The following is a 24,843-nucleotide window of genomic DNA, read 5'->3' as shown; positions in this document are numbered from 1 at the left end:
GCCCCAAAATTACAATTCGCTGAAGTAGTGGCCAAAATCTTGAAGCAGTATTCTAGCGCTTTGCAATCTGAAGGTTTGCTTATTGACCGAAGTACTAAGTATGCGATCAACCCTGAACATTCTTGGTTGCTTACGCAGGTGATCCCAGCCAAGTAAATACCAAGCTGGCCAATTTAGCAGTAGGTACTGTGGGTCTATTGTCCGCTCGGTTGTCGTCCCATTTTCAGCCTGATAAGTGATGCTCATGGTTTGCTGGAAGATGAACGCACTGTTGATGGCTTGAGATGTTGTTTCGGTCACTTCCAACACAGATTGCGACACATGTGATGAAGCAGGGGAGCCGACTAAGATTCTCTTACGAAGCGTATTGATGCGTTGGCGCTGTTGTTCATTAAGGAAGAACCCTAGCTTATGCCTTATGTGGTTAACATTGCTGCCAAGAACCGGGGACTTTAATGATTCGGTGATGGCGAGTGACATCAGTGTCGTCAACACTTCTTCATCATTGAGCGTTAATCTTGGCGCTTTCACATTGCTTCTCAAGCAAATGCCACCGCCCGTTCCTCGCTCTGACTCAATATCATATCCCTGCTGTTTTAACAGAGTGAGATCTCTTGCGACTGTGCGTATTGAGACACTCAATGTGGATGAAAGCGTTTCAGTCGTCCAAACTTCGCCATTTTCCAGCATGCCAATGATTCGGTTGAGTCGTACTTGCTTACTGTGAAAATCACGCAAACTAATATGCCATTTAGTGTCCTATATGTCCGTATCATAATATTTCAGCTTAACGAATACAAAGAAAGGAAACGAATGATGAAAAAAGTTGGAGCATTAATTGGAGCACTTGTTATGACAGGTTCAGTTGCGGCGAAAGAGAGCTACGAAATAGTGAATACAAAATTCAACGATGGGGTCAGTTATGAGGAACAGCATCGTTCTATGTTAGAGCTCAATCAGGTTGTTTCTACATTTAAGGGGTTTAAAAGTCGTCATTTTTACTATAGTCGAGATGATAACCGATGGGCTGATATTGTCGTTTGGGAAAACAAAGAGTCCGCAAAAGCGGCAAGTGTTGAGGTAATGAACAATCCTACAGCGATGGCTGTCTTCTCTATGATGGACTTAGAAAGCAGTCTTTTTTCTCATTATGAACGTATTGGCGAGCTGAAATCTAACGGCAATTAGTGCGCATATAACCTCCAAACTGTTTAATACCTAAAGTCGCCTAACTCTGAGACAGTTTATCTGGATTGGTTACAACCTGATTAATCTTGGATTTTCTAAATTATAAGAAAAGCTAATGTGCAATTAATATTATTTGATGTACTTATGCGCTGGTGGCTCTTATGGTAGATATAAATGAAAGCAAAGCTGATACAAGCATAGGATTAGAACATGGCCGCGATTACCGATTTAGACATTTTACTAAAGTCGATGTCTCCAGAACTTGTTGAAGGGCAATACGTTTTTTGTACCGTAAATGGTTCGTTAAATGAGTACTTAACCCTAAATCCCATAGCCACCTTTCGCGAAAAGGAAGGGCTGACATTGGTGTTAGATATTCATAAAGCAAAGGAAGCTAAGTTAGATTTCGAAGCGGTATTCAGTTTGATCACACTCTCGGTGCATTCTAGTCTTGAAGCGGTTGGGTTAACCGCTGCTTTTGCTGCGAAATTGGCATCGTATGATATCAGTGCAAATGTCGTAGCAGGGTACTACCATGACCATATCTTTGTGCAAGAAGAGAAAGCGAGCGAAGCAATGAATGCGTTGAAAGAGTTTTCAATCTCTGCATAACTACTTACGTCAGTTATCGCTTTTAAAGGTAGAAACACATTATTTGGCGTGCAGATATTGTGATAGACAAATAAGTAAGGAAAGGCGCAAACCTTTCCTTACATTAAGATTAACTGAGCTTTAACCTTCAACCTTTAGCCTTCAAACAGCGGCAAGTAATCTTGATACCCTTCTTCAGCTAACTTGTCGGCAGGCACAAACCTCATGGCTGCTGAGTTCATACAATAACGTAACCCGGTTGGGGCTGGGCCATCTTTAAAAACATGGCCTAAGTGAGAGTCTCCGAAACGGCTACGGACTTCCGTTCTAGAGTAAACAAGTTTGTAATCAACCTTTGTCACCACGTAACCTTCATTGATAGGTTTAGTGAAACTCGGCCAACCAGTCCCTGACTTGTATTTATCAGTTGAAGAAAACAACGGTTCACCTGTCACGATATCGACATAAATCCCCTCTTGTTTGTTGTCCCAATACTTATTATTGAAAGGGCGCTCAGTGGCATCTTCTTGAGTCACGTCGTATTGAAGTGAGGTGAGTTTCGTCTTTATTTCTGACTGTGAAGGCTTGGTATAAGGTTTTAGATTCTTAACCATGTTTTTCGAATCGATAATCTGACGTAATGTTTTTGGGTTTTCTTCACGATCATCGCCAAAAATCTCGTCTAGATATTGGTCACGGCCAGACGCATAGCGATAGTAGCTGTAGCGAACCTTACTTTTCTTGTAATAGTCCTGATGGTAATTTTCCGCAGGCCAAAACTTCTTAAACTCAATCAGTTCCGTTTTTAATGGCTTTTTAAAGATCATGGTGTCTTCGATTTCAGCCATGAAATTTTCAGCAATCATTTTCTGCTCTTGATTGTGGAAGAAGATAGCAGGGCGATATTGAGGGCCTCTATCAACAAACGAGCCTTTATCATCTGTAGGGTCGATATGACGAAAGAATTGATCCAGAACTTGCTCATAGCTTACAACGGACGAATCGTAAGTGACCTTAATGACTTCGATATGGCCAGACTTGCCAGAAGAGACTTGTTTATAGGCTGGGTTTTCCAGCGTTCCACCTGAGTAACCTGATACAACGTCAGTCACCCCTTTGAGTTTCTCCAAATCAGATTCAGTACACCAGAAACACCCTCCTGCTAATGTCGCAACTTCAAGCGTCCCTTTTGGTGCTTGGCTTTTCATCGAATCGGCTGTGCTGGTTTGGCTGAACAGGACAGAAAACAGTGGCAACGCCACCAATAGAGGTATCAGGATTTTAGACAGTTTATTCATATGCACCTCTTGGCCTTAGTTTTTCATTGATCGCGAACTGGTTAACGCGAATGTAGAGATATAGACAGGCGGAAGGATAAAAAAATTACACAGAAATGAAAATAATTGCTGTTTTAACACCGATTTCAGACTTTATAAGCACAAGGGTTTATAGCGATTTGGAAGGGGGGATGAGGGGAGAAACCTTGCTTCAACCAGCCTGAACGTAAGCCCATGGCGTTCGAATTGCCTGTCTGCTATTGTGATAAATAACACCGTATTTTTAAGGCGACATAAGTAAATAATGAAAACACTAACCATACTTGATGGTGGCATGGGGCGAGAGTTGCAAGACATTGGTGCGCCATTCTCACAACCGCTTTGGAGTGCCCAAGCGCTGATCGAGTCGCCTGAACATGTTCACCAAGCGCACCAAAACTTCATTGATGCCGGTGCGGAGATCATCATCACCAATAGTTACGCGTGTGTCCCATTTCATTTAGGTCATGAGCTTTACTTGTCATCCGGATTCAAGCTCGCTCGTGACGCTGCCATTATTGCTCGCTCGGTTGTTGAAAATAATTCGACGAAAAGTGTCATCGTAGCGGGGGCCATTCCACCACCGCTTGGCAGTTACCGACCAGACTTGTTTGAAAAAGAGCAAGCAATCGAAATCATGAGTACATTGTTTAAAGCACAAGATCCATACGTTGATATTTGGATGGCAGAGACAATCTCAAGTTTAGAGGAATTTGAAGCAACGTATTCAGTACTCAAACAGTCGACAAAAGACAGTTATTACGCATTCAGTTTGCAAGATGAAGCGATAGAGTGCGCGACTTTGCGTTCTGGGCAATCGGTTTTAGAGATGGTGAAGCTCGCTTGTTCGATGAAGGTGAAAGGGCTCTTTTTCAATTGCTCTGTGCCAGAAGCGATGGATCAAGCCATTAGAGACGCAAAACAAGTGATCGAGCAACAAGATAGCGACATCACGATTGGTGTGTATGCCAATAACTTTATGCCAATCGTCTCAGGCCACGAAGCGAACGGCACTTTACAGTCTATGCGAGAACTTTCACCTGCGGACTATCTGCTCTACGCCAAACGCTGGCATCAAGGTGGCGCAGATGTGATCGGTGGCTGTTGTGGCATAGGACCGGATCACATTAAAGCGTTATCCGACTGGAAGAAAAATATCGCTGGTTAAGTCAGTGAATCTCTGTAAAGTGCCCACGATACAAAGCCCGTAACAAGTAGAACAAAGGTAATATTGAATGAATTTAATGAGCTTACAACTCGATGAGCAAGCATTGAGTCTGGTTGGCGATCTGCTTGATGGATTGGAAAATGACGATAGCTGGATCAAAATGACGGTGCGAATTGCTGCACAAATTGATACTAGGCTCAAAGAGAGTGGCTACGTAGGAACCGTAAGTTGGTTTAGTGAGTCAGATTACATTGAACAAGAAATTGAGTACAAATAGAGCCGCCTCGAAGAATGGTTTGTGGTTATTAAATGAGTGGAAACGTTTACACTTGAGCGGTTGGTCACGGTTTCTAACTCTAAATCCTTGCTAACATTATAATTAAAATCACGTTAAACTTGGTTGCATAGCAATATTTGATTTAAGTCGTGATCACGGCTTTAGACTAATTTAGGGAGATAGAAAGTGAAAGTACTGGTAACCGGCGGTATGGGATATATCGGCAGTCATACTTGCGTACAAATGATTGAAGCAGGAATGGAGCCGATCATTGTTGATAATTTATGTAACGCAAGCGAAGAAGTACTGAATCGAATTGAGGCATTGTCTGGCAAAAGACCGACTTTCTATCTTGGCGATATTCGAAACGAAACCTTCCTTGATTCTGTTTTTTCCGATCATGATATTACGTCAGTGATCCACTTTGCTGGCTTGAAAGCCGTCGGAGAGTCTGTCGCTAAGCCTCTTGAATACTATGATAACAACGTTAATGGCTCATTAGTTTTGGCTCGCGCCATGCGAAAAGCTGGCGTGAAGAGCATTGTGTTCAGTTCTTCTGCGACCGTGTACGGTGACCCAGAGGTCGTGCCAATTACTGAAGATTCACCGACGGGAGCGACAACCAACCCGTATGGGCGCAGTAAATACATGGTAGAAGAGTGCTTCCGTGATTTGTTCGCAGCTGAAAGCGATTGGAGCATCACATTGTTGCGCTATTTCAACCCTGTTGGGGCTCATCCGTCAGGCACCATGGGTGAAGATCCGCAAGGTATTCCAAATAACTTGATGCCGTTTATCGCACAAGTGGCTGTTGGTCGCCGTGAAAAGCTTTCGGTATTTGGTGATGATTACCCAACGCCGGATGGTACCGGCGTTCGAGATTATATTCACGTGATGGATCTTGCAGACGGCCACATCGCGGCGCTGAAGTCTGTCGGTGAAAAAGCAGGCTTGCACATTTACAACCTTGGTACTGGTAACGGTTCAAGTGTTATCGATATGGTGAACGCATTTAGCGAAGCTTGTGGCAAGGAAGTGGCTTACGAAATTTGTCCTCGTCGCCCTGGTGATATCGCTGAATGTTGGGCGAGCACGTCCAAAGCAGAGCAAGATTTGGGCTGGAAGGCCACACGCAGCGTAACAGAGATGACCGCAGATACATGGAATTGGCAGTCAAAGAACCCTGAAGGGTATTAGTTGTTAAGCTTAGAATGAGATAAACCCTGTCGCATTGTGTTACAGGGTTTTTTGTTTAGAGGAAACAGCCGCTTTTCTTGTCAGGAAAGCCATGCGTTAGCCAATGCTTTCAACCATTACATACGGCAAGCTATAAACTTTAGATTCGTACATCGCTTTATCAGCTTTCGTAATAAGTGTTGCTAAGTCCTTATCATCAAATGGCATCACGCCAAGGCCAATGCTGACTCCGATACTGAGTTCTTTATTCACCGACTCGATGTAAATAGGTTGTGTGATGAGCTTTTGGATCTTTTGGCCAAAGACAGCAACCGAATTTTGATACTTTTCCGGCGTGTTGATGCCAAACATCAATAAGAACTCATCCCCACCGACACGGAAACTGAAATCTCCTGCGCGGAGGTCTTGAGTTAATCGGCGTGATATCTCCACCAACAATTCATCCCCTACATCATGACCATACGTGTCATTAATGACCTTAAAGCCATTGAGATCTAAGAAGGCAACGCCCCATGTCGTCGAGCCGTTGACAGAAAAATAATCTTTATCAAGGATGCACTCTAAGTGACGTTTATTAAAGAGCCCGGTAAGCGGGTCGGTACTTGCTTCGTTCGTGAGGTCATCAATCATATTTTGAACGGTTGAATAATCTTGTATTGTCGCGACGGCACAAGCTTTCCCCTGATACACGATATTAGCAATGGATATACGGGCATTAAATTCAGTACCGTCAGCGTTAATGCAGGGCATGATGTTGCGAGACATCATGACCTTAGCGCTAGATTGATTTTTGATGAAGTTGGTGACCTTATGGTCATGGTTTTTAGTGGCAGCTCTGATCATCAACCTTTCAACGGAAAGCCCAATAAGCGCGTCTTTTTCATAGCCAAATAATTTAGTACAAGACCTGTTGGTATAAACAATTTTTGAAGTTTCATCGATGATCAAAATAGCATCAGCTAAGAAATCTAAAAACTGTCCGATTTCAGTGTTGTTTTCCATAAGAATCCACTTTCTCCAAAGCGATATGACTTCAGGTATAAATAAAAATTCGATATTTATGAAAGATTTAATCATAGTTACTGGTGTGGAAGTAATGAGCGGGATCAAGCGAAGGCAAGTCGTTCTATAATTTTGTATTAGCGAGATTGCTGTGATTGTTTGTGGTGCAATATTGATAATAAAAAGCCCAGCGTTGGCTGGACTTAAGTTCAAGGTTGAGCTTTAAATGAAATTTAGCTCATTTTTGGTGGTACGAACGCGGTAAGTTCAAGTTCGGGGCCAGTGTATTTTTCAATACGTACTAGTGCAGAGTTTGCCGCACAGCCATTGGCAAGACGAGAGGTTGGGATATCGAGTGTTAACACGTTAGCCCCTCCGTTTTTGCAGATGCCTGTTTTATGGTCTAGATCGGGCCATCCCCCTTCGTGAATACAAACCGCACCTTGTTTTATACCGTCTGCTACTAAGGCGCCCGCGAGGACTTGTCCACGATCGTTAAATGCGCGAACGAGATCGCCCGTTTTTATGCCACGTTCAGCTGCATCTTGGCTGTTGATTGATATAGGCTCACGGTTAGCTATTGCGTATTCGTCGCGCAGTTTTGCGTAATTGAATTGGCTATGTAAGCGGTGAGCAGCATGCGCTGTCATTAGCTGAAGCTCGCCTTTTTTTGCGGTTCCACGGTATTCCGTTGGCTCCATCCATGTTGGATGCGCAGGGCAGTCCTCGAGTTTATAGCTTTCGATAGTTTTTGAGTAAATCTCAATTTTTCCGCTTGGTGTCCCAAGAGGATTCATCACCGGGTCTTTGCGGAATTCAGCATGACGCACAAACTGAGCCGCCTTTTTATTGAATTTCATTTCAATTAGTTGGTTATCATCCCAGAACTTACCAAATTTAGGCATGCGAACACGGGCTGAACGTCCCCCTTTCTGAGCCGTTTCATAGAAGCCTTTTAGCCAAGCCATTTCGTCTTTGCCTTCAGTAAATACGTCGCGGCCACCTGCTTTGAGTAACTCTGCCATATCGGCAAATACATCAAAGTCATTGCGGGCTTCGCCCTGAGGCTCTACGACTTGCTTCATTGGCACAAGGTGTTGATTACTGTAGTCGCCGGTCATGGTCATGTCGTTACGTTCAAATGATGTAGTGATCGGCAGCACGATGTCGGCGTGTTTTGCAGCCGCTGTCCAATAAGGTTCAGAAACGACGACCAGTTCAGGTTTTTGCCATGCTTTAATCAAACGGTTTGTATCTTGGTGGTGGGTAAAATTACCGCCGCCGGCCCACCAAATCATCTTAATATCTGGGAAGGAAAGATCATGACCATTGTGATGGTATTTCTTATTCGGATTTTCTAACGCCTCAACAATTCGAGCGACAGGGAAGCTATTAACTGCACCAGAAACGGCCCAGTCATTTCCAGCCGATGATCCGCCACCGATAGAAGACGAAATAGCAGGTAGAACGCCCGCATCTCTTGCCGGATTGCCCCCATTAGAATAATGATAAGAAAGACCAAAGCCACCGCCAGGTAAACCTATTTGGCCTAACATTGCTGCTAGGGTTGCCAGCATCCAGTGGCGTTGTTCACCATATTGTTGGCGTTGAATCCCCCAACCAGACATTAAAATGGTGCGATTCTTACTGAAAATATCGGCCAAAAGTTCCATTTGTTTGGCTGGAACACCGGTGATTTTTTCAGCCCATGCTGGCGTTTTTTCTACGCCATCTTCTTTACCTAAGAGATAAGCTTCGAATTTGTCGTAGCCGATGGTGTATTTGTCTAGGAAGGCTTTATCATGTTTTTTATTGGTTACAAGTGAATGAGCGACACCCATCATCATTGCAACATCTGTCATTGGGTGGGGGGCTATCCATTGGACGTTATCGCCAAAGAACTCGACCGTTTCTGAGCGCATAGGGTCAATGGCAATGATTGTTTTACCCGATTTTTTCAACTGTTGGAAAAACTCAAGGCCCGAACAGTCAGTAGAACTCCAAGCAATTTTTAAGGTGTTTAATGGGTTCATTCCCCACAACACGACAACATCACTGTGTTCAAGCACCATTGGGTGTGTTGTTTGTTGTTCATATACTTCAATAGAACCCATCACATGCGGCATGATGACTTGTGCGGCACCTGTTGAGTAATCTCCTAGGTGGCCTGAATATCCGCCAGCCATGCTCATGTAACGTTGCAACAGGGTTTGTGCTTTATGAAGAACACCGCTTGAGCGCCACCCGTAAGAGCCTGCGAAGATCGCGTCCGGTGTGTTTTCCTTACGAATCCGAGAGTGTTGTTCGTGAATCAGCTTATATGCGTCATCCCATGATATTTGCACATACTCATCTTTGCCCCGTACTCCTTCTGGCTTTGAGGGGTTAGCCAAAAAGCCTTTACGTATCATAGGATGCACAACTCTGGCTTTGGTATAAACCTGATCAGGCCCTGTAGTTTGCAGGCTGTTGGGTACGGTCTGTGCGAGTGCATTCTTAGTGGCCACTAATTTGCCGTCTTTGACGTCGCAGACAATAGGGCCCATCCGGCCAGCTGTTAGCACACCGGAACCTCGTTTGTTGGCGGCGATAGCAGACATAGGGGTTAGTGACGTGACAGCAAGCGCTCCGGCGGTGATGCTGGTTCCTTTTAGAAACCCGCGGCGAGTAATGTTATTCATGGTGATATCCTTCATTTCACTTAGTGGCCAGCCACATCTTTTGCGTGGTTCTGGAAGAATTTCGTTAGGAGTTCTAAATCTTCATTAGAAATATCTGTACGTTCGCCCATACCTTTAGCGACTGGGCCCCAAGCGTTCACCGTAAAGTGATTCGCTGGAATTTTTGCATGACATGTTGAGCAGTACACGGTGTCTAGTTCTTCTGCGTAATCCCATATTGGTGCCAGAGAGTCTAAAACAGGTACGTCTATCTCAGCGGTGAGGACAGCACTGCGCCATTCATTGTCATATTCGTCGGCAGAGAATTCTCCAACTGCTAGTTTGTTTTGGCCTTGAGCGGTGAGTACTGCGACAATAGATCGTTGTCCACGGCCGTAGTAGAGAACTTGCTCTGCTCCTTTCATTTGGTAAGCGTGAAGCTCAATGATTCGTTGATTGCCATTCGACGAGAGGACGCGTAGTTCTGCTGTGGGGTTTATTGAACCCAGCTCACCAATACTGATAGTTTGTGCCGAGTAGACTTTCGTAGCTTGAGGATCGCTCATTTCCGTAAATGCCATCAGGTTGTCAAATGCAGCTCTGTCCATCTCAGCTTCTGGCGCGAAGTGCGCAACTCCTTTATGGCAGTCAATACACGTAACATTATTTTCTTCGCCATAAGCATGCATTTTTACAGCGTCTTCAGTTTGTTCGTAGGTGTCCATGGCGTCTAATGTGTGGCATGAGCGACAAGTTGCGGAGTCGTTGGCTCGTAATTGTTCCCAGACCGTTTCAGCCATGGCCATACGGTGCTGTTCGTACTTCTCTTCGTCATCAATTTTTCCAGTGATAAACTCATGATAAATATCTTTGGTCGCCCGGATTTTTGTAATGACATAGTCTAGTGGGGCTTCGGGGATATGGCAGTCTGAACACTCGGCGCGAATGCCTTTGGCGTTACTGAAATGAATAGAGCCTTGATACTCTTCATATGGAATTTCCATGGAGTGACAAGATAGGCAAAATTCGGTACTAGAGGTGTAATGCATGACGGCTGCTGTGCCGCCCAAAGTTAACCAACCGATGGCAATACCCACCATTGAGATGAGTACGATTGATGTTTTTTTTATGGACGTCATAGGCATGATCTTCAGTTAATTGATAGATAACTCGATATGAATATACCCCTTTAGAGGTATTACCTTTGAGATATAAACCATAAAAATATTATGGATATTTATTTGAATCGAGCGGGCAATCACAAATCGAATTATTAATGAAAAAAGAGATGAAGGGCAGCATCAAAGTCAGGGATAACTGACTTTGATTTTATGTGCAATTAAGGTCTTATGTTAACTTCGCTAAGCCATAGGTAGCTTAGTTGATTAAAGTTGTTTGATGATTTTTAGCAATATACTCAGTAAAAACAGATAGCTAATTTTAGATATTTGCCTTTATGTACATGGTAAGGCCTACTTTCGAACAAAAGACAAAAACATCGCAATACAGCTTTTAAGGTAGGTATCACGTTCAGCCTTGCTTTGCTTGAGATCTTCGCCTAAGTACTTCCAATAAACAGGCTTTCCGTGGAACATCAGGAGTAACTGAGAAGCACTTTCTTGGGCTGATATATCCAACGTTATTTCACCGGTATCGTGCTTTTTCTGCAAATAATCGGCAAGAACGTCCGTCGATTGCTTTGGCCCAAAACGTAAATAAGTGGCGGCAAATTCAGGGTGGTTGTCTATATTACTGACGGCATTACGGAAGGTGTGAATTGACCCAGATCTCAGCAGTGTTTCTTGTAACCCTTGAGCGAATTGCAGTATTGCTTCGTCCATTGGTTTTACCAAATCTAACATGCCCTCATCGGACTGAAACTCTAGGCACTTGGTCTTCATACAAAGCTCAAACAATATGTCTTTGGTTTTAAAATGCGAATAGACCGTCTGTTTAGACACATCCGCTAACTTGGCAATGCTCTCCATATTGGCCGCGTAGCCATGCTCACCAAATAATGTGGTTGCGGCTTCAAGGATTCTTTGGCGTTTTAGTTCACTGGCGCTGCTCATCGTTAACTCTGCTTTACGTATTATTCTGGTCGCAAGAATATCAACATCAAACTGGACAGTCTAGTTTTGTTCGTGTTTAATGCTTACAAAGAAGACTAGACTGTCTAGTTTGATTGTCATAAAAGTGTTACATAAATTGATGGGTAAAGGTGTCTTATGCGGTATCAAAAACTTGCTTCCTTCTGCTTCGTGCTCTTTGCGACGCTTTTATTATCGGCGTGTTCGGAAACAGAGAAAGTTGAAGAACAACCGCACACTTTGCTGACCGTCCAAACCCAGCCAGTGGTAGAACACGAAAGCTATTCGGTTGATCGTGAATATGTTGGTGTCATCAACTCAGTCCAACGAGCAAATTTAGGCTTTGAATTATCGGGAAAGGTTTCTGATATTCGAGTCGATGTTGGTCAAACGGTAACGAAAGGCCAAGAGCTCGTGACCCTTGATACTCAGTTGCTAGGTTCCGAGCTTAAAGAGCTACAGGCCCAGCTTGATGAAGTGAAAGCGCAGCAAAAGCTGACTCAAACGAACTTAAAGCGCCAGCACGCGTTGAAGAAAAAAGGCTTCAGTTCCGATTCAGAAATCGATTCATTAGTGAGCCAAAAAGAGGCGCAGACAGCAAACCTATTACGTATTCAATCTGCCGTAGAAGCCAACAGGCTAAAAATACAAAAGTCGACCATTAGAGCCCCGTATGACGGCATCATTAGCAAGCGTTTTGTTTCGCTGGGTGATGTTGTTGGGGTAGGAACATCCACTTTTTCTCTGCTGTCGACGTCAGGAAAAGAAGCGGTTATTGGTGTGAATAGCCAAGATCTAAAAGATATCCAAGCTCAAAGTGACTATGTCATTCGCGTGAGAGACCAAGTATATCCTGCTCATTTAATCTCAAAAGCATCCAATATCGACGCAAAATCAAGAAGCATCAGTTTGCGCTTCTCATTGGACGATAATAATGCTGTGTTAGATGGTGAACTGGCTTATCTTACGTTTGAAAAGCACTACCCTGAAAAAGGTTTTTGGTTACCGACCACGGCGCTCATTGATGGTATTCGAGGCACTTGGAACATTTATGCCTTGAATTCGGAAACGGACGAAAACCAAGTAGAACGCCGAGTGATCAACGTGCTATTTGCAAATAACGAATCGGTGTACGTGAAGGGTGGCCTAACTAATGGCGATCAAGTGATTACGACGGGGTTACACAAAGTTGTGCCCGGCCAATCCGTTTCAATCGCGAAGTAGGAGGTAAGATGAAATACGCATCGATACTTTCAAATACGCGCCTTATGGTGCTGGTTATCGCGTTTTTAATTGTGAGCGGTTTATCGGCTTTTAATACGTTACCTCGCGCAGAAGATCCGATTATTTCTAATCGAAATGCCACCATTACGACGGTCTTCCCCGGAGCCAGTGCCATACGAGTCGAATCATTAGTTACTGAAGTCATCGAGAACAAGCTTCGTCAAGTGAACGAGATTAACCAGATCACTTCGACTTCTCGTCTTGGCATCGCGGTTATTGGTGTGGAATTGCAAGATGAGATCACCGATCCCGAACCGATTTGGTCGAAAATTCGTGACAAACTTTCCGACGTGGAACGGGAACTACCCCGTGATGCACTTTCTCCGGAATTAGACAGCGATCATACCTATGCATTTACCACTATTTTATCGCTAGGCTGGCAGGGGGAAGGGGAAGCCGACTTACTGACGTTAGGCCGTTATGGAAAAGAGCTAGCGACACGGCTACGCACTTTATCCGGTACGGAGTTTGTTGATCAATATGGTCTATCTGACGAAGAAATTGTGGTTAATTTTGATATTAACGATACGGCGACGTTGGGGGTTTCAGCGCAGCAACTAGCCGCGGCGTTAGAGGGCGCAGATGCAAAAAACTCAGCAGGAGAATTGGTCAATTCATCAACACGCTTTGGTTTGGAGTTGTCTTCAAGCCTAGATTCTATTGAACGTGTCAGAAAAGTGCCGATTTCCATTGATGAAAATGGTCATACAGTACGCGTTGGTGATGTCGCCAATGTACAACGTGCAGCGAAAACGCCTTACGACGAATTAGCATTAGTGGATGGCAAGCCGGGTGTCATTGTGGGCGCTCGTATGCAGTCGACATTACGTGTGGATAAATGGACACCAGCCGCGATGAAGTTGGTTGATGATTTTCGCTTAGAACTGCCAAGCGACATCAAAGTGAACGTGTTGTATAGCCAACAAGGTTACACCGAGCAACGTTTGGTTGAATTAGGTGAGAGCTTGCTCATTGGCTTTTGTTTGGTCTTGTTCGTGCTGTTGTTCACGCTAGGCATTCGAGCCGCAATCATCATTGCCCTCGCTCTGCCATTAACCATGCTGTTTACCTTGTCGTTGATGAAGTACTTTGCTATTCCCATTAACCAAATGTCCCTGACGGGTTTCATTGTGGCGCTCGGAATCATGGTGGATAATGCGGTGGTGATGGTGGATACCATTCAAAGTTACCGTTTAAAGGGCATGCAAAAACTGGAATCAGCAATGGTCGCCATTGGGCATCTGTGGGTTCCGCTACTGGGTTCCACCTTAACAACAGTCTTTGCATTTGCGCCTATCTTCCTAATGGAGGGGGCGACAGGCGAATTTGTTGGTGCTATCGCATTAACCGTTTCTTTCTCGCTGGTTGGCTCTTATGTTATCTCGCATACGGTCATCGCGGCGTTGTCATGCGCTTACTTGCCAAGTAAACAAACCTCGTCTAGTTGGTACCAAACGGGCATTAGCATTCCAGCGCTGAGTGCATGGTTTGCTAAATCGGTGGCGCTTGCGATTCGTCATCCATTATTGGCGATTGGGCTAGCATTGGTTCTACCGTTAACTGGGTATTGGAGTATGTCTCAACTGACGGAGCAGTTTTTCCCTGCCTCGGACCGTGACATGTTCGAAATCCAAGTGTATATGCCACCACAAGCGAGCATTTATGCTACGAAAGCCACAACGGAGCAGATCCATCAGTTTATCTCAGAAGATGAAGCGGTTGAGCAGGTGCAATGGATGATCGGCGCTTCATTCCCATCGTTTTATTACAACCTAGTGGCGGGTCAACAAAAAGCGCCATACTTCTCTCAGGCCATGGTGAAAACGACGCATTTTGAACAGGCGAATCGTCTGATCCCAGAGCTGCAAACGCAGTTGGATAAACGCTTCCCACAAGCTCAGATTCTAGTGAGAAAACTGGAACAAGGCCCTCCGTTTAACGCGCCTATTGAATTGCGAGTATACGGTCACAACCTAGATACACTAAAAACCATCGGTGAAGATGTGCGATTGATTTTGTCGAGAATTCCATCGGTGACACACACTCGTGAAAGCTTGTCTTCAGGTATTCCTCAATTTAACGTCGACGTTGATGAAGAAGCGATTCAGATGAACGGCATGAACCTTAATCAGTTTGCGGGCTTATTACAGTCGACATTAGTGGGGCGAGAGAGTGGTAGCATCATTGAAGGGACAGAGTCGATCCCGGTAAGAGTTCGCGTACGTGATGAAGAACGAGAAAGCTATGACGATTTGAATAACCTGCGTTTCCCTTCTCCTGCATCCAATTCCGCAGGTTCCAGTGTTGGGGTCTCTGTTCTTAATTTGTCGACCTTAGAATTGTCCCCAAGTAATGGCGGCATTACCCGACGAAATGGCGTTCGAGTGAATACCATTGAAGGCTGCATAGATGCTGGCGTGCTTCCGCAAACGGTACTCGATCAGTTTAAAACTGAGCTAGAGAATTACGCATTCCCGGCGGGTTATCGTGTGGAGTTTGGTGGTGAAGCCGCCGAGCGTGATGAGTCTGTAGCCAAATTAATCGGCAATATATCTGTTGTCGTGGTGTTGATGATTTTAGTCATCGTGTTGTCGTTTAAATCCTTCCGATTAAGTGGGATCATTTTCGCTGTGGCAGGCCTAGCGGCAGGCTTGGGTATCTTGTCGGTATGGGTGTTTGATTATCCGTTTGGTTTCACTGTGATCATCGCGATGCTGGGTGTGATTGGCCTTGCGATTAATGCTGCTATTGTAATCTTGGCTGAATTGAGAGCTAGCGAAAAAGCCAGTGAAGGTGACCAAGAAGCGGTGCTAGAAGCGGTAATGAGTTGTACCCGTCACATAACCTCTACCACCATTACAACGATAGGTGGCTTTATGCCATTGATACTGGCTGGTGGTGGCTTTTGGCCTCCTTTTGCCGTGGCGATTGCGGGTGGTACAGCGTTGACCACAATCTTGTCGTTTTATTTTGTCCCTCCTATGTTTATGTTAGTCACCAAAATGCCAGTGCGTATCGCGTCTGTCAGCAATAGCTAGTTAGCAAGTGCTAGTCACTAAAAAAGCCATCACTGAATCGTTCAGTGATGGCTTTTTTTAGAATTTTGAAGCCAAATTTAGCGCCTAAAGCCCAAACCCAATATTACGTAATTTACGAACCGAGCGTACGCCCCAGGCTTCTAAATTTGGTTTTGGTTGGCCTTTGTGTTCACCCAAGCAAACATAACCCTTAGATAAGTAGCGATAAAGAAAGTCGCCACAGTCTAGTTCAGCGGTTTTAGGGTTGGCTGGTATTTGAATGCGTTCTACTCGTAGATCGGTTGCCGTTTTAAATCTTGGGTATTCCGTTGACTTAACATCATGATTGTTCAAATCGTTGATTACTGCTTTGTCTGACATTTTTGCCATTGTTTTGCCAAACAGCATGATAAGTCGTTTTTGTTGCTCTGAGGCAATAATGATCATTTCCACGAGTAGAACCTTTCTGTCTTGAATTAGCCGCAGATTGTACCTTGATTATTGTCAAGAGTGTCATTAATTACCTTGCACTAGAATGATAATCGTTATCATTAAGTCTGGTTAATACCTAGGCAAGATGATTTCACCATTGAATATCAATCTGAGTGGTTAAAGGGATATTAATGAAAACTCTTAGCAGCAACTCCCAATCCGATTCATTGGCCAAAGCTAATAAGCTATGGCTCAGCAAGATATGGCCCCACAACCGATACAGCAGCACGTCCGTGATTAGCTTATTGGTTGGACAGGCAGCTTTATTGCTCGGGCATTCCGTCAATGCGGAGGACTTCATTCCGCAACCGTCGGCCCATGCAAAGCCAAGCCCATTTGCAGTAATGCCGCTATATGATTTGGGGCAGCCTGGAGGGGAAATGCCTTATGTGCAAGCACAAACTCACCCAACGGAAGGCGCAATTGACACCGTTACAGCGACGAAAACACATAACGTGGTCGTCGGCAGTTCATATAACAGTGCGACGAATGGAAATGAAACCTTTGCTGATTTACGTAAAAAGACGAGCCAGTTTTATGGTCGCGCCATCGTTGCTGTTGAATCTGCAGATCATTATAAAGGCGCTTCGGGTGAAGAGGTTCGTTTTGGTTATGATCGACAAGCTGGGCAGTTTGTCATAGGGGCAACACCACGCTCGAGTACCGATGTAAAATTAGTCTACGTTCGAGACATCATCAAAGACAATAAAACCCAACGGTTAAGGGCGTGCCCTATGCCAATGGTTCTGTTGTGATCGCAGAAGGGTTTGGTGTCGACCCAGTAAACACCGACCGACAGGTTGGCAAGCTTATCTGGGACGAAAAATTCAATGGCGACGTCGTAGAAGACATGCAATTGGAGATCTATTCGGTGTCGCTAGAGCGGACCGCGGATAACTACAGCTTGAGAGACACTCAACAGCCAAAACAGCAAAGAGCGGAAATCGATAGAACGATGACCGGGCTGAAAGCGCAAACCAATTTGAATGCTTTTGATAGTAAAACCAACATCAGTGTCCACTATTCCGATATTAACCATAATGCCAAACGCTACGGTGGGCCAAAAACGCCTGGGTTGGCTCACGTTTCCGCTTATCAGTACCCTGGTGTTGAAATGGGTGAGTGGCTAGTCGCAGGAACATCAAGGTTTGATTTCGCTAAGGATCAAACGCTCTCTTTTGGCTTGAATTACAAGCACGTTAAAGCCGATGCGACGAAAGCGACACTCGCGACCAGCACCCCAAATTCAGGGAACATGAGCGCTCTTGATCTTTACCGCTATTACTACGGAGATGTGGATTTATATCAAAGTGAAGGCCACGCCAGTGCGAAACTCCAATGGGATTACGATAATCAATCCGATCTCGCAGCCTACTTGTCGCTGGCAAACTTTGCTCGCTCACCGGACACTCAAGAGCGTTATTTTGCCGCGCCTTCATTTGTTGGTGTGACAGGATCACCAATGGGAACCAGTGCCCGAGCTGTAGGCAATCCGGATATTAACTGGGAGCAACATCGTCGCGTCGAAGCGGGTGCAACTCAATCGAGCCCAATGTGGGTAGATTATGGACGAACACGTGGTCATGGATTGTCGTGGCAGTGGGATGCAATCGCCTATTATGACGATATAAAAGATTTCATCACCCGAGATAGAGCCAGAGGCCAAACGGACACAGGTGCGGCTGACTATGCTCGCATTTGGCGAAACGTAGACGCGACCATGAGCGGAGTGGATATAGATCTCAAAGCTAACTTAACGAAAAAATTGGCGTCCCGCTTAGCGCTTAACTTTACGGATGGCAAAAACACATCTGACGACAGAGCGCTTTATTATGTTGCCCCTTTTGAAGCCAATTTATTCTTTGATTACTTTGACTACCTTAACACGGGCGGAACATGGAATTTAGGGACTCAAATTCGATACGTAGCGGCTCAAAATGACGTTGATGACGACCCAACCTCAGGCAGTGGCTTTGATGCTGGGGAGACGGATGCATTTACCGTCATTAACTTGTACGCGTCAGCCCAAGTCTCTGACCGCGTTGGTGTCAAAATTGGCGTAAACAATCTCACCAACAAATCCTATACCGACTCAATGGCCAAATTTTCTTTAGAAGGCAACCGAGTGTTGGTAGAAGCTCCAGAACGACATTTTTATGCCGCTGTTACAGCCAACTTTTAAGGACGAATGAATATGAGCAAATCAAGAAGAGCTTTCCTACGTGATTGCGGATTAGTCGGGGCAACCATTGCTGGCAGTAGCATGGTGCCGGCAATAGCATTCGCCGAGCAAAGTAAAAAACGAAAAGAGCTGACCATGTATGGGCCTCCAGTTGGCCCGTCTGTCACGTTAGCACACGCAGCAGAAACCGATGCACTATCGGGCCTTGTAGAAAATTTGAACTTCAATACCTATCGAGATCCCGACGTACTAAGAACCCAGTTTATCTCTGGCCGTTGGGATTTGGCCGGAACGCCGAGTTATGTCGCGGCTAACTTATATAACAAGGGGATGAAAGTACGCCTCATGAACATTATGACATGGGGGCTGCTCTACATCATTTCAGCCGATGGATCAGTGAAAACGATCGAAGAGCTAAAAGGGCAAGATATTGTGATGCCATTTAAAGGAGATATGCCTGATCTGGTGTTTCAACACATTGCCAAGGAAAAAGGCATGGAGGATGGCAAAGATTATCGCTTGAACTACGTTGGAACGCCTTTTGAAGGCTTACAGTTGCTGCTTTCCGGTAGAGCGAAACACGCCGTGTTACCAGAACCGGCGGCAACGGCCGCATTATTGAAAGGCATGAAAGCGGCTAAAAAAATGAATCGTGCAGTGAGCCTTCAAGACGCGTGGGGAGAAGTCACAGGAGGCGCGGCTCGAATTCCGCAGGCTGGCATGATGATTTCAGAGGCATTACTCAACGAAATGCCAGACTTACCCGATCGATTGAATGCGTCACTAGCCCGTTCAACTCAATGGGTTGTCAATAATCCGACAAGTGCGGGGCGTTTAGGCGAGTCTTACTTGTCTTTAAAGGCGCCAGTGATTGAGCGTTCAATTCCCTATTCAAACTTTACCCTCGAAAAGGCGAAAGACATACAACCTGAAATTGAGCGTTTCTTTTCGATTCTTGCAAAATCCAACCCGGGGATCATCGGTGGTAGGTTGCCTGACGACGATTTTTATCTCGGTTGATAAGAGCGACGATGAGTAGATTGATAATTTGGCTAAAAAATTCATTCCATTACGTTTGGAGTGGATTTGGCGCACTGGCCAGTATTCTGGTCTTCTTTGCTTTCTGGGACTATGGCAATCATGTTTATGGTGATTTTATATTGCCGTCTCCCTTAGCTTCTTTAACTCGGTTGAAGGAGCTATTCGTTGATGGTAATGCGGGCGAGTACTTGTGGGTAACGACTTATCGAGCGTTGGTGGGCTTTGGCTTAGCGATTACGTTGGGTAGCCTTTTGGGCACCTTGTCTGGGCTATCTGCAACGTTATCAATGGCGGTACGGCCATTGGTGACCATTTTGATAGGTGTCCCCCCAATCGCTTGGATCGTCCTTGCTTTGCTCTGGTTCGGTGCTGATGACAGCACCGCCATTTTCACTATTACTGTGACGGCACTGCCGATTACTTTTGCTGCTGGTGTTCAAGGAGCAAGAACGTTGGATAAACGGCTAAGCGAAATGGCACACAGCTTCGGCGTGTCTCGATGGATGCTGTTCTACGATGTGCAATTCCCTCATATTCTGTCTTATTTATTTCCCTCTTGGATTACGGCTTTAGGCACTTCTTGGAAAGTGGTTGTGATGGCCGAGCTGCTCTCTAGTAATAGCGGAGTCGGCGCTGGCCTCGCTTCTGCTAGGGTCAATATCGATACCGCCGCCACCATGGCATGGATTGTTGCCATCGTATCTGTGTTACTTATCGCGGAATACGCTGTATTTGAACCCATTAAACGTAAAGTGGAGAAATGGCGTGAATCGGACTAAAAAGTTGAGCGTAAACCAGCTAAGTTATGCGTTTGATGGCAAGCCAGTACTCGAAGATATGAGTCTTGAACTGGAACAAGGCAAGGTGCTTGCGATCGTGGGCCGCTCTGGTTGCGGAAAAACCACGTTATTAAACCTAATAGCCAACTTACTTGAAGATGAAAACCATAGCATTATCAGCAGCTTTGAGAGCACTGCTGTGCTTTTTCAAGACCCTAGACTATTGCCGTGGAAAAACTGCAAAGACAACATTAGTTGGGGGATGAAAGCGCAAGGTGTCGCTCGTGGTGAACGAGAAACAGCCGCAATTAAATTGGCAAGTGAGGTCGGGCTGCATGATGAAGATCTTGCCAAGTATCCTCATGAATTGAGCGGTGGGATGAAACAAAGGGTAGCGATGGCTCGTTCATTTGCTGTAAAGCCAGAGTTGCTTTTGCTTGATGAACCTTTTAGTGCGTTAGATATTGGCCTAAAAGAGGATCTTTATGATCTATTAATCTCTGAAATTGAACACAGGGGGCTCACGGTTCTCTTCATTACTCATGACATCATGGAGGCCATTCGGCTTGCGGATGAAGTGATGGTATTAACCGATAAGCCCGGTAGACTGGCTCATCGCCATGTTATTGACCGTCCAAGAAAGCAACGAGATCAGGATTATCTTTATGGCAGTGCTCTGAACCTTCTAAAAATAGATTCTGTAAAGTCTGCTTTTCAAACCGGAGAATCTTATGCCACTTCGCGCTAACTGGGCCGATTTTGATTCTGAGCTTTATCGCTGTGGATTTCGACCTTTTTTTCTTCTTACCTCGGTTTACGCAACGCTACTTTTTGGGTTTGGTGATCTTTGGTTATCCATAGCCAACACGCCTTTAAGTGGTCAAGCTTTGCCCATAGAGAGCGTAGACATCTGGTTTGTGCATGAGCTGGTTTTCGGGGTAGGGATGTGCGGTTTGTCTGGATTCTTATTAACGGCTTTTCCTGCTTGGACCGGATCAAACAAGGTCGAGTCAAAAAAACTCGGCATGCTGGTGGTAAGCTGGATGTTGGCGCGGATCTCAGCATGGTTATTGCCCATTGCTGGGGAATGGCCTCTTGTGATGACAAACCTACTGTTCATCACGTTGCTACTCAAGTTTTTAGCACCATCGATTGTAGAAAGGAAGCATCGCAAGCATAGGATCTTTTACTATCAACTTTGTTTGCTGACCTCGGTTGTGTTTATCGGTTATTACTTTTGGTTAACGGGTAACTTGGCCACCACTCTGACGTTAATGGATACCAGTGTGGGCTTACTTATTGTTTTGCTTTTGACGGTGCTGAGCAGGATGTCGATGGTGATAGTGAACCATGCAATCCGTCGATATCAAGTTCCTGATGTCTGTCATGTAGCGAAACCGACCAGACGCAACTTTGCCATTTCAATTATCTTAGGTTATTTGGCCGTGAATATCGCTATGGGTGGCGGTTCAATTTCGGGTTGGCTGGCGTTGGCTTCAGCGGCGGCGGTTTTGAATATCCTTAATGATTGGCACTTGCCCAAAGTATGGCGTGACGTTTATGTCCAACTTGGGTACAGCCTCTATATTTTGATCGCCGTTGGATTTTCTGTGATCGGTGTAAATGCCATTTTGGGCCAGACAGAAAATATGACGGCCATGAGTCATGTATTTTCAGGTGTCATGAGCGCAGCGTTACTGTTAATTATGCTGGTCGTTGGACAAAAGCATACAGGACATCAACTGAGCTACAGCCCTAGCATTAAGCTCATGATGATGCTTGTAGTATTGCCTTTAGTCGCCCAGTTTGTAGATCTTTTTGGGTTGGATATATCATTTGGCAAAAGTGATGACATTGCCATGGTAATGAGTTTTGTTATTTACTTCATTGTCTTTCGAAGCACTTTGGCATCCACAAGAATTGATGGGAAAGAAGGGTAACGATGATATTGAGGAGTGAATGTTATTGAAGCTTGATTGGTCCTTAAGAAGAACATGCGCCAACCACTATAATCCGCATCGCAGATGGTAGTGGATGACGCGTGTTGGGCTATTTGGGTTCTCTTAATAAATACAGCATTAGTTTAAGCGAGGTTTTGGCGGTAATGCTGTGGGGGAGGTGGGCATCCATGTGAACCCACGCGCCAGCCTTCAATTCTTTCGATTCTTCTTCAAAAGTAAAGGTGCACTCCCCTTCCAATATTTGCGCAATAGCAGGGACAGCAGCCGTGTGTTCAGACATCTCCTCGCCCTCAGCGAAGCCGAAAATGACACCTCGTAGACGTTTACTTTTGTACACTGGGCAACTGGTGATACCCGCTTTTGGAATATCAACCTGATCGGCTAGGTCTTCATATAGAGTGTATTCAAACATAGCTACTTAACCTTTTTTGCTACAAGCGTGATGGCCGATAGGTTGTCTTTGTGTTTACGAAACACTGACCGCATCCCGAGTACGCGTTTTCTTGCTTCTGGCTTAGTGAGTAGGTTTTTAACGATCTTTAAGAAACCGAACAGGCCTTCATCATCAATCATGCGCTTTGGCTCAAGTAAGTGCATTGGAGAGACCGCTTCAAACTCAATTTCAAAACCATTAGCCTCCATTAAGTGTTTCCACTCGCTAGGGGTTAGTGGTTTGGCTGGGTGTTGAATGGTTTCAGAAATGTCTTTTTGAATGGCACGCTTTTGATGGTCATCGATGCCATCAGGGGAAATACACAGTTCATGAATGCCATATCGGCCGCCATTGGCTAAGATGCGAGCCGCTTCTGCCACGATGTCATTTTTCTTGGCGTCTGACTGCATGGTGAGCATGGCTTCACCATAAACGACGGTTGCTTGCGCGTGTTCTAAGCCAGTTTCTTGAGCACTGCCGACATGGCAAATTTGTTCTTTGCCAGTCAGGTAAGAGCGGACAATATTGGCGGCCTGTTCGTTTTGCTCAATTGCAGTATAGGTATTCGGAGATTTCGCTAAACACAAGCGTGCGGTGTATCCCATCCCTGGAGCAAACTCTACAACGTTATCGGCGCGAGTAATCGCTAAGTTGCTCAGCATTTTCAAGGTAAGGTCTTTGCCACCGGGGCGAAGTACTTTCTTACCCAATTGAGCGAGAACCCAGTGGCCCGGGGTTTTTGATGTTTCTCTCGTTTCATTTGGCATTGCAAGATTTTCAGGCATAGATCCTCCTACGCGAAAAGAATAATGGGCACCATGATGGCGAGTATCGCGACAAGGCTGATTAACCGAAATGCATGACTGATACTGTCCATAAGTGCTCCGTATTTGTTGGTTAGTGGTTAATAATGATTATCATTTGTATTGTATGGGCTTGTAAGCAGTAGTACGCTTGATAATTATCAAGCTGAAGGAGGCTAAAATGCCGTGCTCCATAATTTCTTTGTTAAATGCCGATCAGAAAGAAAAACTGTTTGAGTCGAAAGTGTCGATCCGATGTGTTGCGGGTGAACAACTATTCAATAAAGGGGATAACGCGACGACCATGTATCTGGTCGAAAAAGGAAAAGTCACGCTTTATCAGCTGATGCCAAATGGCGATGAAAAACTGTTTAAAGTCTTCTTAGCTGGGGAGTTGATTGCTGAAATGGCCATGTTTATGGAGCCAAGAAAGTACCCTATGAGTGCTCGTGTCGAGCAAGATACCGACTTACTCGGCTTTGGTTACGAAGACGTTCTGAGTGTTTTCTCCGGCTCTCCTGAGGTCTCTTTGAAAGTCATGAATTACATGAGTAATAAGATCTGTCACTTAATGAGTACGTTGAACATATTAACTCAGGTGAACGCGAACCAGAGGTTGGTGATGAAGTTGGCGGAGCTATATCGTGCTCAAGTGGCAACCCAAGGTAAAGTGTCTTTGCCTGTAACAAAAAAGCTATTAGCTACTCAGTTAGGCATGACGCCAGAAACGCTTTCTAGGGCCATAAAAAAACTCAAAAATGATGGCTATATTATAGAGTCTGGCAATCAAATGACTTTACCGGATATTCCATCGCTGTGCCGTTCTGTGGACTTAACGTCGGAGATCTTTCGTCATTGAGTGGTGTGATATTGTACGGCAGGTGAGTCAGTTTCTCGAAAAATAAGCCTAGCGAGCGCTAGGCTTATTTGGTTCCCAATGGCCAATTACACCTCTGTATTATGCTTTATGGGCAATGGCTTCTACTTCAACAAGCACGCCCATTGGCAAATCTTTAACAGCGAAGCAACTTCTAGCAGGGCAATCTGTCTTAAATACCTCCGCATAGACTGCATTAAATGCCACGAAATCGCTAATATTTGCTAAGTAACACGTTGTTTTAAGTACCGTGTCCACGTTGCCACCACCGGCTTCAAGAACCGCGACAAGGTTCTCAAGCGATTTTTGAGACTGCTCAGTGATGCCGCCTTCTACAACCTTAGAAGTTTCACCATCAACGGGCAGTTGCCCCGAAGTAAAGATCAGGCCTTCAAACGCATTGCCGTGAGCATACGGACCGATTGCAGCAGGGGCAGACGGTGCAGTTAAGATTGTTTTTTTCATGATTTAATACCTTGTTCAGT

At 45.0% G+C, this 24,843-nt stretch carries 24 protein-coding genes; 14 read left to right on the top strand and 10 right to left on the bottom strand.

The window, feature by feature from the left end:
* Positions 1-9 precede the first annotated feature (9 nt).
* Complete coding sequence (locus VTAP4600_RS08900) at positions 10-738, bottom strand: helix-turn-helix transcriptional regulator (protein WP_231897774.1); 729 nt, start codon at positions 736-738, stop codon at positions 10-12.
* Positions 739-813: 75 nt separating this feature from the next.
* On the opposite strand from VTAP4600_RS08900, the gene VTAP4600_RS08895 reads away from it, so the two are divergent.
* Complete coding sequence (locus VTAP4600_RS08895; protein WP_102522476.1) at positions 814-1,188, top strand: hypothetical protein; 375 nt, start codon at positions 814-816, stop codon at positions 1,186-1,188.
* Between the two features lie 210 nt (positions 1,189-1,398).
* Complete coding sequence (locus VTAP4600_RS08890) at positions 1,399-1,800, top strand: ACT domain-containing protein (protein ID WP_102522475.1); 402 nt, start codon at positions 1,399-1,401, stop codon at positions 1,798-1,800.
* Positions 1,801-1,934: 134 nt separating this feature from the next.
* Here VTAP4600_RS08890 and msrB read toward each other — a convergent pair whose 3' ends face one another.
* Positions 1,935-3,077 carry a peptide-methionine (R)-S-oxide reductase MsrB gene (msrB, locus tag VTAP4600_RS08885; RefSeq protein ID WP_102522474.1) on the bottom strand — a complete coding sequence of 381 codons (1,143 nt, stop codon included), beginning with the start codon at positions 3,075-3,077 and terminating at the stop codon, positions 1,935-1,937.
* Between the two features lie 283 nt (positions 3,078-3,360).
* On the opposite strand from msrB, the gene VTAP4600_RS08880 reads away from it, so the two are divergent.
* The 3 genes from VTAP4600_RS08880 (at position 3,361) to galE (ending at position 5,737) form a co-directional block, all read left to right on the top strand.
* Positions 3,361-4,263, top strand: a complete 903-nt coding sequence (locus VTAP4600_RS08880) for a homocysteine S-methyltransferase family protein (RefSeq protein WP_102522473.1) — start codon at positions 3,361-3,363, stop codon at positions 4,261-4,263.
* Positions 4,264-4,330: 67 nt separating this feature from the next.
* Positions 4,331-4,540, top strand: a complete 210-nt coding sequence (locus VTAP4600_RS08875) for a hypothetical protein (protein WP_102522472.1) — start codon at positions 4,331-4,333, stop codon at positions 4,538-4,540.
* A gap of 186 nt (positions 4,541-4,726) precedes the next feature.
* Positions 4,727-5,737, top strand: a complete 1,011-nt coding sequence (galE, locus tag VTAP4600_RS08870) for a UDP-glucose 4-epimerase GalE (protein ID WP_102522471.1) — start codon at positions 4,727-4,729, stop codon at positions 5,735-5,737.
* 96 nt (positions 5,738-5,833) lie between these two features.
* Here galE and VTAP4600_RS08865 read toward each other — a convergent pair whose 3' ends face one another.
* From VTAP4600_RS08865 to VTAP4600_RS08850, 4 genes are all read right to left on the bottom strand, one after another.
* Positions 5,834-6,739 carry a sensor domain-containing diguanylate cyclase gene (locus VTAP4600_RS08865; RefSeq protein ID WP_172443103.1) on the bottom strand — a complete coding sequence of 302 codons (906 nt, stop codon included), beginning with the start codon at positions 6,737-6,739 and terminating at the stop codon, positions 5,834-5,836.
* Positions 6,740-6,972: 233 nt separating this feature from the next.
* A complete protein-coding gene (locus VTAP4600_RS08860; protein WP_102522469.1) occupies positions 6,973-9,420 on the bottom strand; it encodes a molybdopterin guanine dinucleotide-containing S/N-oxide reductase in 2,448 nt (815 codons plus the stop codon).
* Between the two features lie 20 nt (positions 9,421-9,440).
* The gene (locus tag VTAP4600_RS08855) at positions 9,441-10,538 is read right to left on the bottom strand and encodes a NapC/NirT family cytochrome c (protein ID WP_102523944.1); all 1,098 of its coding nucleotides are present in this window, start codon (positions 10,536-10,538) and stop codon (positions 9,441-9,443) included.
* 333 nt (positions 10,539-10,871) lie between these two features.
* Entirely contained in the window at positions 10,872-11,471 is a 600-nt protein-coding gene (locus VTAP4600_RS08850) for a TetR/AcrR family transcriptional regulator (RefSeq protein ID WP_102522468.1), read from the bottom strand.
* Positions 11,472-11,627: 156 nt separating this feature from the next.
* Between VTAP4600_RS08850 and VTAP4600_RS08845 the strand changes: the two genes are divergently transcribed.
* Both VTAP4600_RS08845 and VTAP4600_RS08840 read left to right on the top strand, forming a co-directional pair.
* Positions 11,628-12,713: an efflux RND transporter periplasmic adaptor subunit gene (locus VTAP4600_RS08845; protein ID WP_102522467.1), complete on the top strand. Its 1,086-nt coding sequence runs from the start codon at positions 11,628-11,630 to the stop codon at positions 12,711-12,713.
* 8 nt (positions 12,714-12,721) lie between these two features.
* Positions 12,722-15,811 (top strand): efflux RND transporter permease subunit, encoded by a 3,090-nt coding sequence (locus VTAP4600_RS08840; protein ID WP_102522466.1) that lies wholly within the window; start codon positions 12,722-12,724, stop codon positions 15,809-15,811.
* Positions 15,812-15,895: 84 nt separating this feature from the next.
* Here VTAP4600_RS08840 and VTAP4600_RS08835 read toward each other — a convergent pair whose 3' ends face one another.
* Positions 15,896-16,237 (bottom strand): hypothetical protein, encoded by a 342-nt coding sequence (locus VTAP4600_RS08835; RefSeq protein WP_231897910.1) that lies wholly within the window; start codon positions 16,235-16,237, stop codon positions 15,896-15,898.
* 176 nt (positions 16,238-16,413) lie between these two features.
* On the opposite strand from VTAP4600_RS08835, the gene VTAP4600_RS08830 reads away from it, so the two are divergent.
* The 6 genes from VTAP4600_RS08830 to VTAP4600_RS08805 are packed head-to-tail and all read left to right on the top strand — an operon-like array spanning position 16,414 to position 22,224.
* Positions 16,414-17,037: a hypothetical protein gene (locus VTAP4600_RS08830; RefSeq protein WP_102522464.1), complete on the top strand. Its 624-nt coding sequence runs from the start codon at positions 16,414-16,416 to the stop codon at positions 17,035-17,037.
* Entirely contained in the window at positions 17,010-18,464 is a 1,455-nt protein-coding gene (locus VTAP4600_RS08825) for a TonB-dependent receptor domain-containing protein (protein ID WP_145958567.1), read from the top strand. The genes VTAP4600_RS08830 and VTAP4600_RS08825 overlap by 28 nt, the downstream gene beginning before the upstream one ends.
* A gap of 12 nt (positions 18,465-18,476) precedes the next feature.
* The gene (locus VTAP4600_RS08820; RefSeq protein ID WP_102522462.1) at positions 18,477-19,484 is read left to right on the top strand and encodes an ABC transporter substrate-binding protein; all 1,008 of its coding nucleotides are present in this window, start codon (positions 18,477-18,479) and stop codon (positions 19,482-19,484) included.
* An 11-nt stretch (positions 19,485-19,495) separates the two neighbouring features.
* On the top strand, positions 19,496-20,284 hold the full coding sequence (locus VTAP4600_RS08815; RefSeq protein WP_102522461.1) for an ABC transporter permease: 789 nt from the start codon (positions 19,496-19,498) through the stop codon (positions 20,282-20,284).
* A complete protein-coding gene (locus VTAP4600_RS08810; protein ID WP_102522460.1) occupies positions 20,271-21,032 on the top strand; it encodes an ABC transporter ATP-binding protein in 762 nt (253 codons plus the stop codon). Before VTAP4600_RS08815 ends, VTAP4600_RS08810 begins: the two co-directional genes overlap by 14 nt.
* The gene (locus VTAP4600_RS08805; protein WP_102522459.1) at positions 21,016-22,224 is read left to right on the top strand and encodes an NnrS family protein; all 1,209 of its coding nucleotides are present in this window, start codon (positions 21,016-21,018) and stop codon (positions 22,222-22,224) included. The genes VTAP4600_RS08810 and VTAP4600_RS08805 overlap by 17 nt, the downstream gene beginning before the upstream one ends.
* A gap of 109 nt (positions 22,225-22,333) precedes the next feature.
* On the opposite strand, the gene VTAP4600_RS08800 is transcribed toward VTAP4600_RS08805, so the two are convergent.
* Together VTAP4600_RS08800 and VTAP4600_RS08795 are read right to left on the bottom strand one after the other, a co-directional pair.
* Positions 22,334-22,657, bottom strand: coding sequence for a cupin domain-containing protein (locus VTAP4600_RS08800; protein ID WP_102522458.1), 324 nt, complete (start codon positions 22,655-22,657; stop codon positions 22,334-22,336).
* A 2-nt stretch (positions 22,658-22,659) separates the two neighbouring features.
* Positions 22,660-23,463 (bottom strand): class I SAM-dependent methyltransferase, encoded by an 804-nt coding sequence (locus tag VTAP4600_RS08795; protein ID WP_102522457.1) that lies wholly within the window; start codon positions 23,461-23,463, stop codon positions 22,660-22,662.
* Positions 23,464-23,662: 199 nt separating this feature from the next.
* On the opposite strand from VTAP4600_RS08795, the gene VTAP4600_RS08790 reads away from it, so the two are divergent.
* Entirely contained in the window at positions 23,663-24,340 is a 678-nt protein-coding gene (locus tag VTAP4600_RS08790) for a Crp/Fnr family transcriptional regulator (RefSeq protein ID WP_102522456.1), read from the top strand.
* A gap of 99 nt (positions 24,341-24,439) precedes the next feature.
* On the opposite strand, the gene VTAP4600_RS08785 is transcribed toward VTAP4600_RS08790, so the two are convergent.
* The gene (locus VTAP4600_RS08785; RefSeq protein WP_102522455.1) at positions 24,440-24,823 is read right to left on the bottom strand and encodes a Rid family detoxifying hydrolase; all 384 of its coding nucleotides are present in this window, start codon (positions 24,821-24,823) and stop codon (positions 24,440-24,442) included.
* Positions 24,824-24,843: the final 20 nt, after the last annotated feature.

It is taken from the genome of Vibrio tapetis subsp. tapetis, assembly GCF_900233005.1.
Lineage (GTDB): Bacteria > Pseudomonadota > Gammaproteobacteria > Enterobacterales > Vibrionaceae > Vibrio > Vibrio tapetis.
Note: the sequence above shows the minus strand (reverse complement) of the source record. Positions and strands in the feature narration are given on the sequence as shown.

Bases quoted from the DNA above. Each gene is read 5' to 3' on its own strand.
- VTAP4600_RS08895 (WP_102522476.1), top strand. From the start codon at position 814: ATGATGAAAAAAGTTGGAGCATTAATTGGAGCACTTGTTATGACAGGT.
- VTAP4600_RS08890 (WP_102522475.1), top strand. From the start codon at position 1,399: ATGGCCGCGATTACCGATTTAGACATTTTACTAAAGTCGATGTCTCCA.
- msrB (WP_102522474.1), bottom strand. From the start codon at position 3,077: ATGAATAAACTGTCTAAAATCCTGATACCTCTATTGGTGGCGTTGCCA.
- VTAP4600_RS08880 (WP_102522473.1), top strand. From the start codon at position 3,361: ATGAAAACACTAACCATACTTGATGGTGGCATGGGGCGAGAGTTGCAA.
- VTAP4600_RS08875 (WP_102522472.1), top strand. From the start codon at position 4,331: ATGAATTTAATGAGCTTACAACTCGATGAGCAAGCATTGAGTCTGGTT.
- VTAP4600_RS08865 (WP_172443103.1), bottom strand. From the start codon at position 6,739: ATGGAAAACAACACTGAAATCGGACAGTTTTTAGATTTCTTAGCTGAT.
- VTAP4600_RS08860 (WP_102522469.1), bottom strand. From the start codon at position 9,420: ATGAATAACATTACTCGCCGCGGGTTTCTAAAAGGAACCAGCATCACC.
- VTAP4600_RS08855 (WP_102523944.1), bottom strand. From the start codon at position 10,538: ATGACGTCCATAAAAAAAACATCAATCGTACTCATCTCAATGGTGGGT.
- VTAP4600_RS08850 (WP_102522468.1), bottom strand. From the start codon at position 11,471: ATGAGCAGCGCCAGTGAACTAAAACGCCAAAGAATCCTTGAAGCCGCA.
- VTAP4600_RS08845 (WP_102522467.1), top strand. From the start codon at position 11,628: ATGCGGTATCAAAAACTTGCTTCCTTCTGCTTCGTGCTCTTTGCGACG.
- VTAP4600_RS08840 (WP_102522466.1), top strand. From the start codon at position 12,722: ATGAAATACGCATCGATACTTTCAAATACGCGCCTTATGGTGCTGGTT.
- VTAP4600_RS08835 (WP_231897910.1), bottom strand. From the start codon at position 16,237: ATGATCATTATTGCCTCAGAGCAACAAAAACGACTTATCATGCTGTTT.
- VTAP4600_RS08830 (WP_102522464.1), top strand. From the start codon at position 16,414: ATGAAAACTCTTAGCAGCAACTCCCAATCCGATTCATTGGCCAAAGCT.
- VTAP4600_RS08820 (WP_102522462.1), top strand. From the start codon at position 18,477: ATGAGCAAATCAAGAAGAGCTTTCCTACGTGATTGCGGATTAGTCGGG.
- VTAP4600_RS08815 (WP_102522461.1), top strand. From the start codon at position 19,496: ATGAGTAGATTGATAATTTGGCTAAAAAATTCATTCCATTACGTTTGG.
- VTAP4600_RS08805 (WP_102522459.1), top strand. From the start codon at position 21,016: ATGCCACTTCGCGCTAACTGGGCCGATTTTGATTCTGAGCTTTATCGC.
- VTAP4600_RS08800 (WP_102522458.1), bottom strand. From the start codon at position 22,657: ATGTTTGAATACACTCTATATGAAGACCTAGCCGATCAGGTTGATATT.
- VTAP4600_RS08795 (WP_102522457.1), bottom strand. From the start codon at position 23,463: ATGCCTGAAAATCTTGCAATGCCAAATGAAACGAGAGAAACATCAAAA.
- VTAP4600_RS08790 (WP_102522456.1), top strand. From the start codon at position 23,663: ATGCCGTGCTCCATAATTTCTTTGTTAAATGCCGATCAGAAAGAAAAA.
- VTAP4600_RS08785 (WP_102522455.1), bottom strand. From the start codon at position 24,823: ATGAAAAAAACAATCTTAACTGCACCGTCTGCCCCTGCTGCAATCGGT.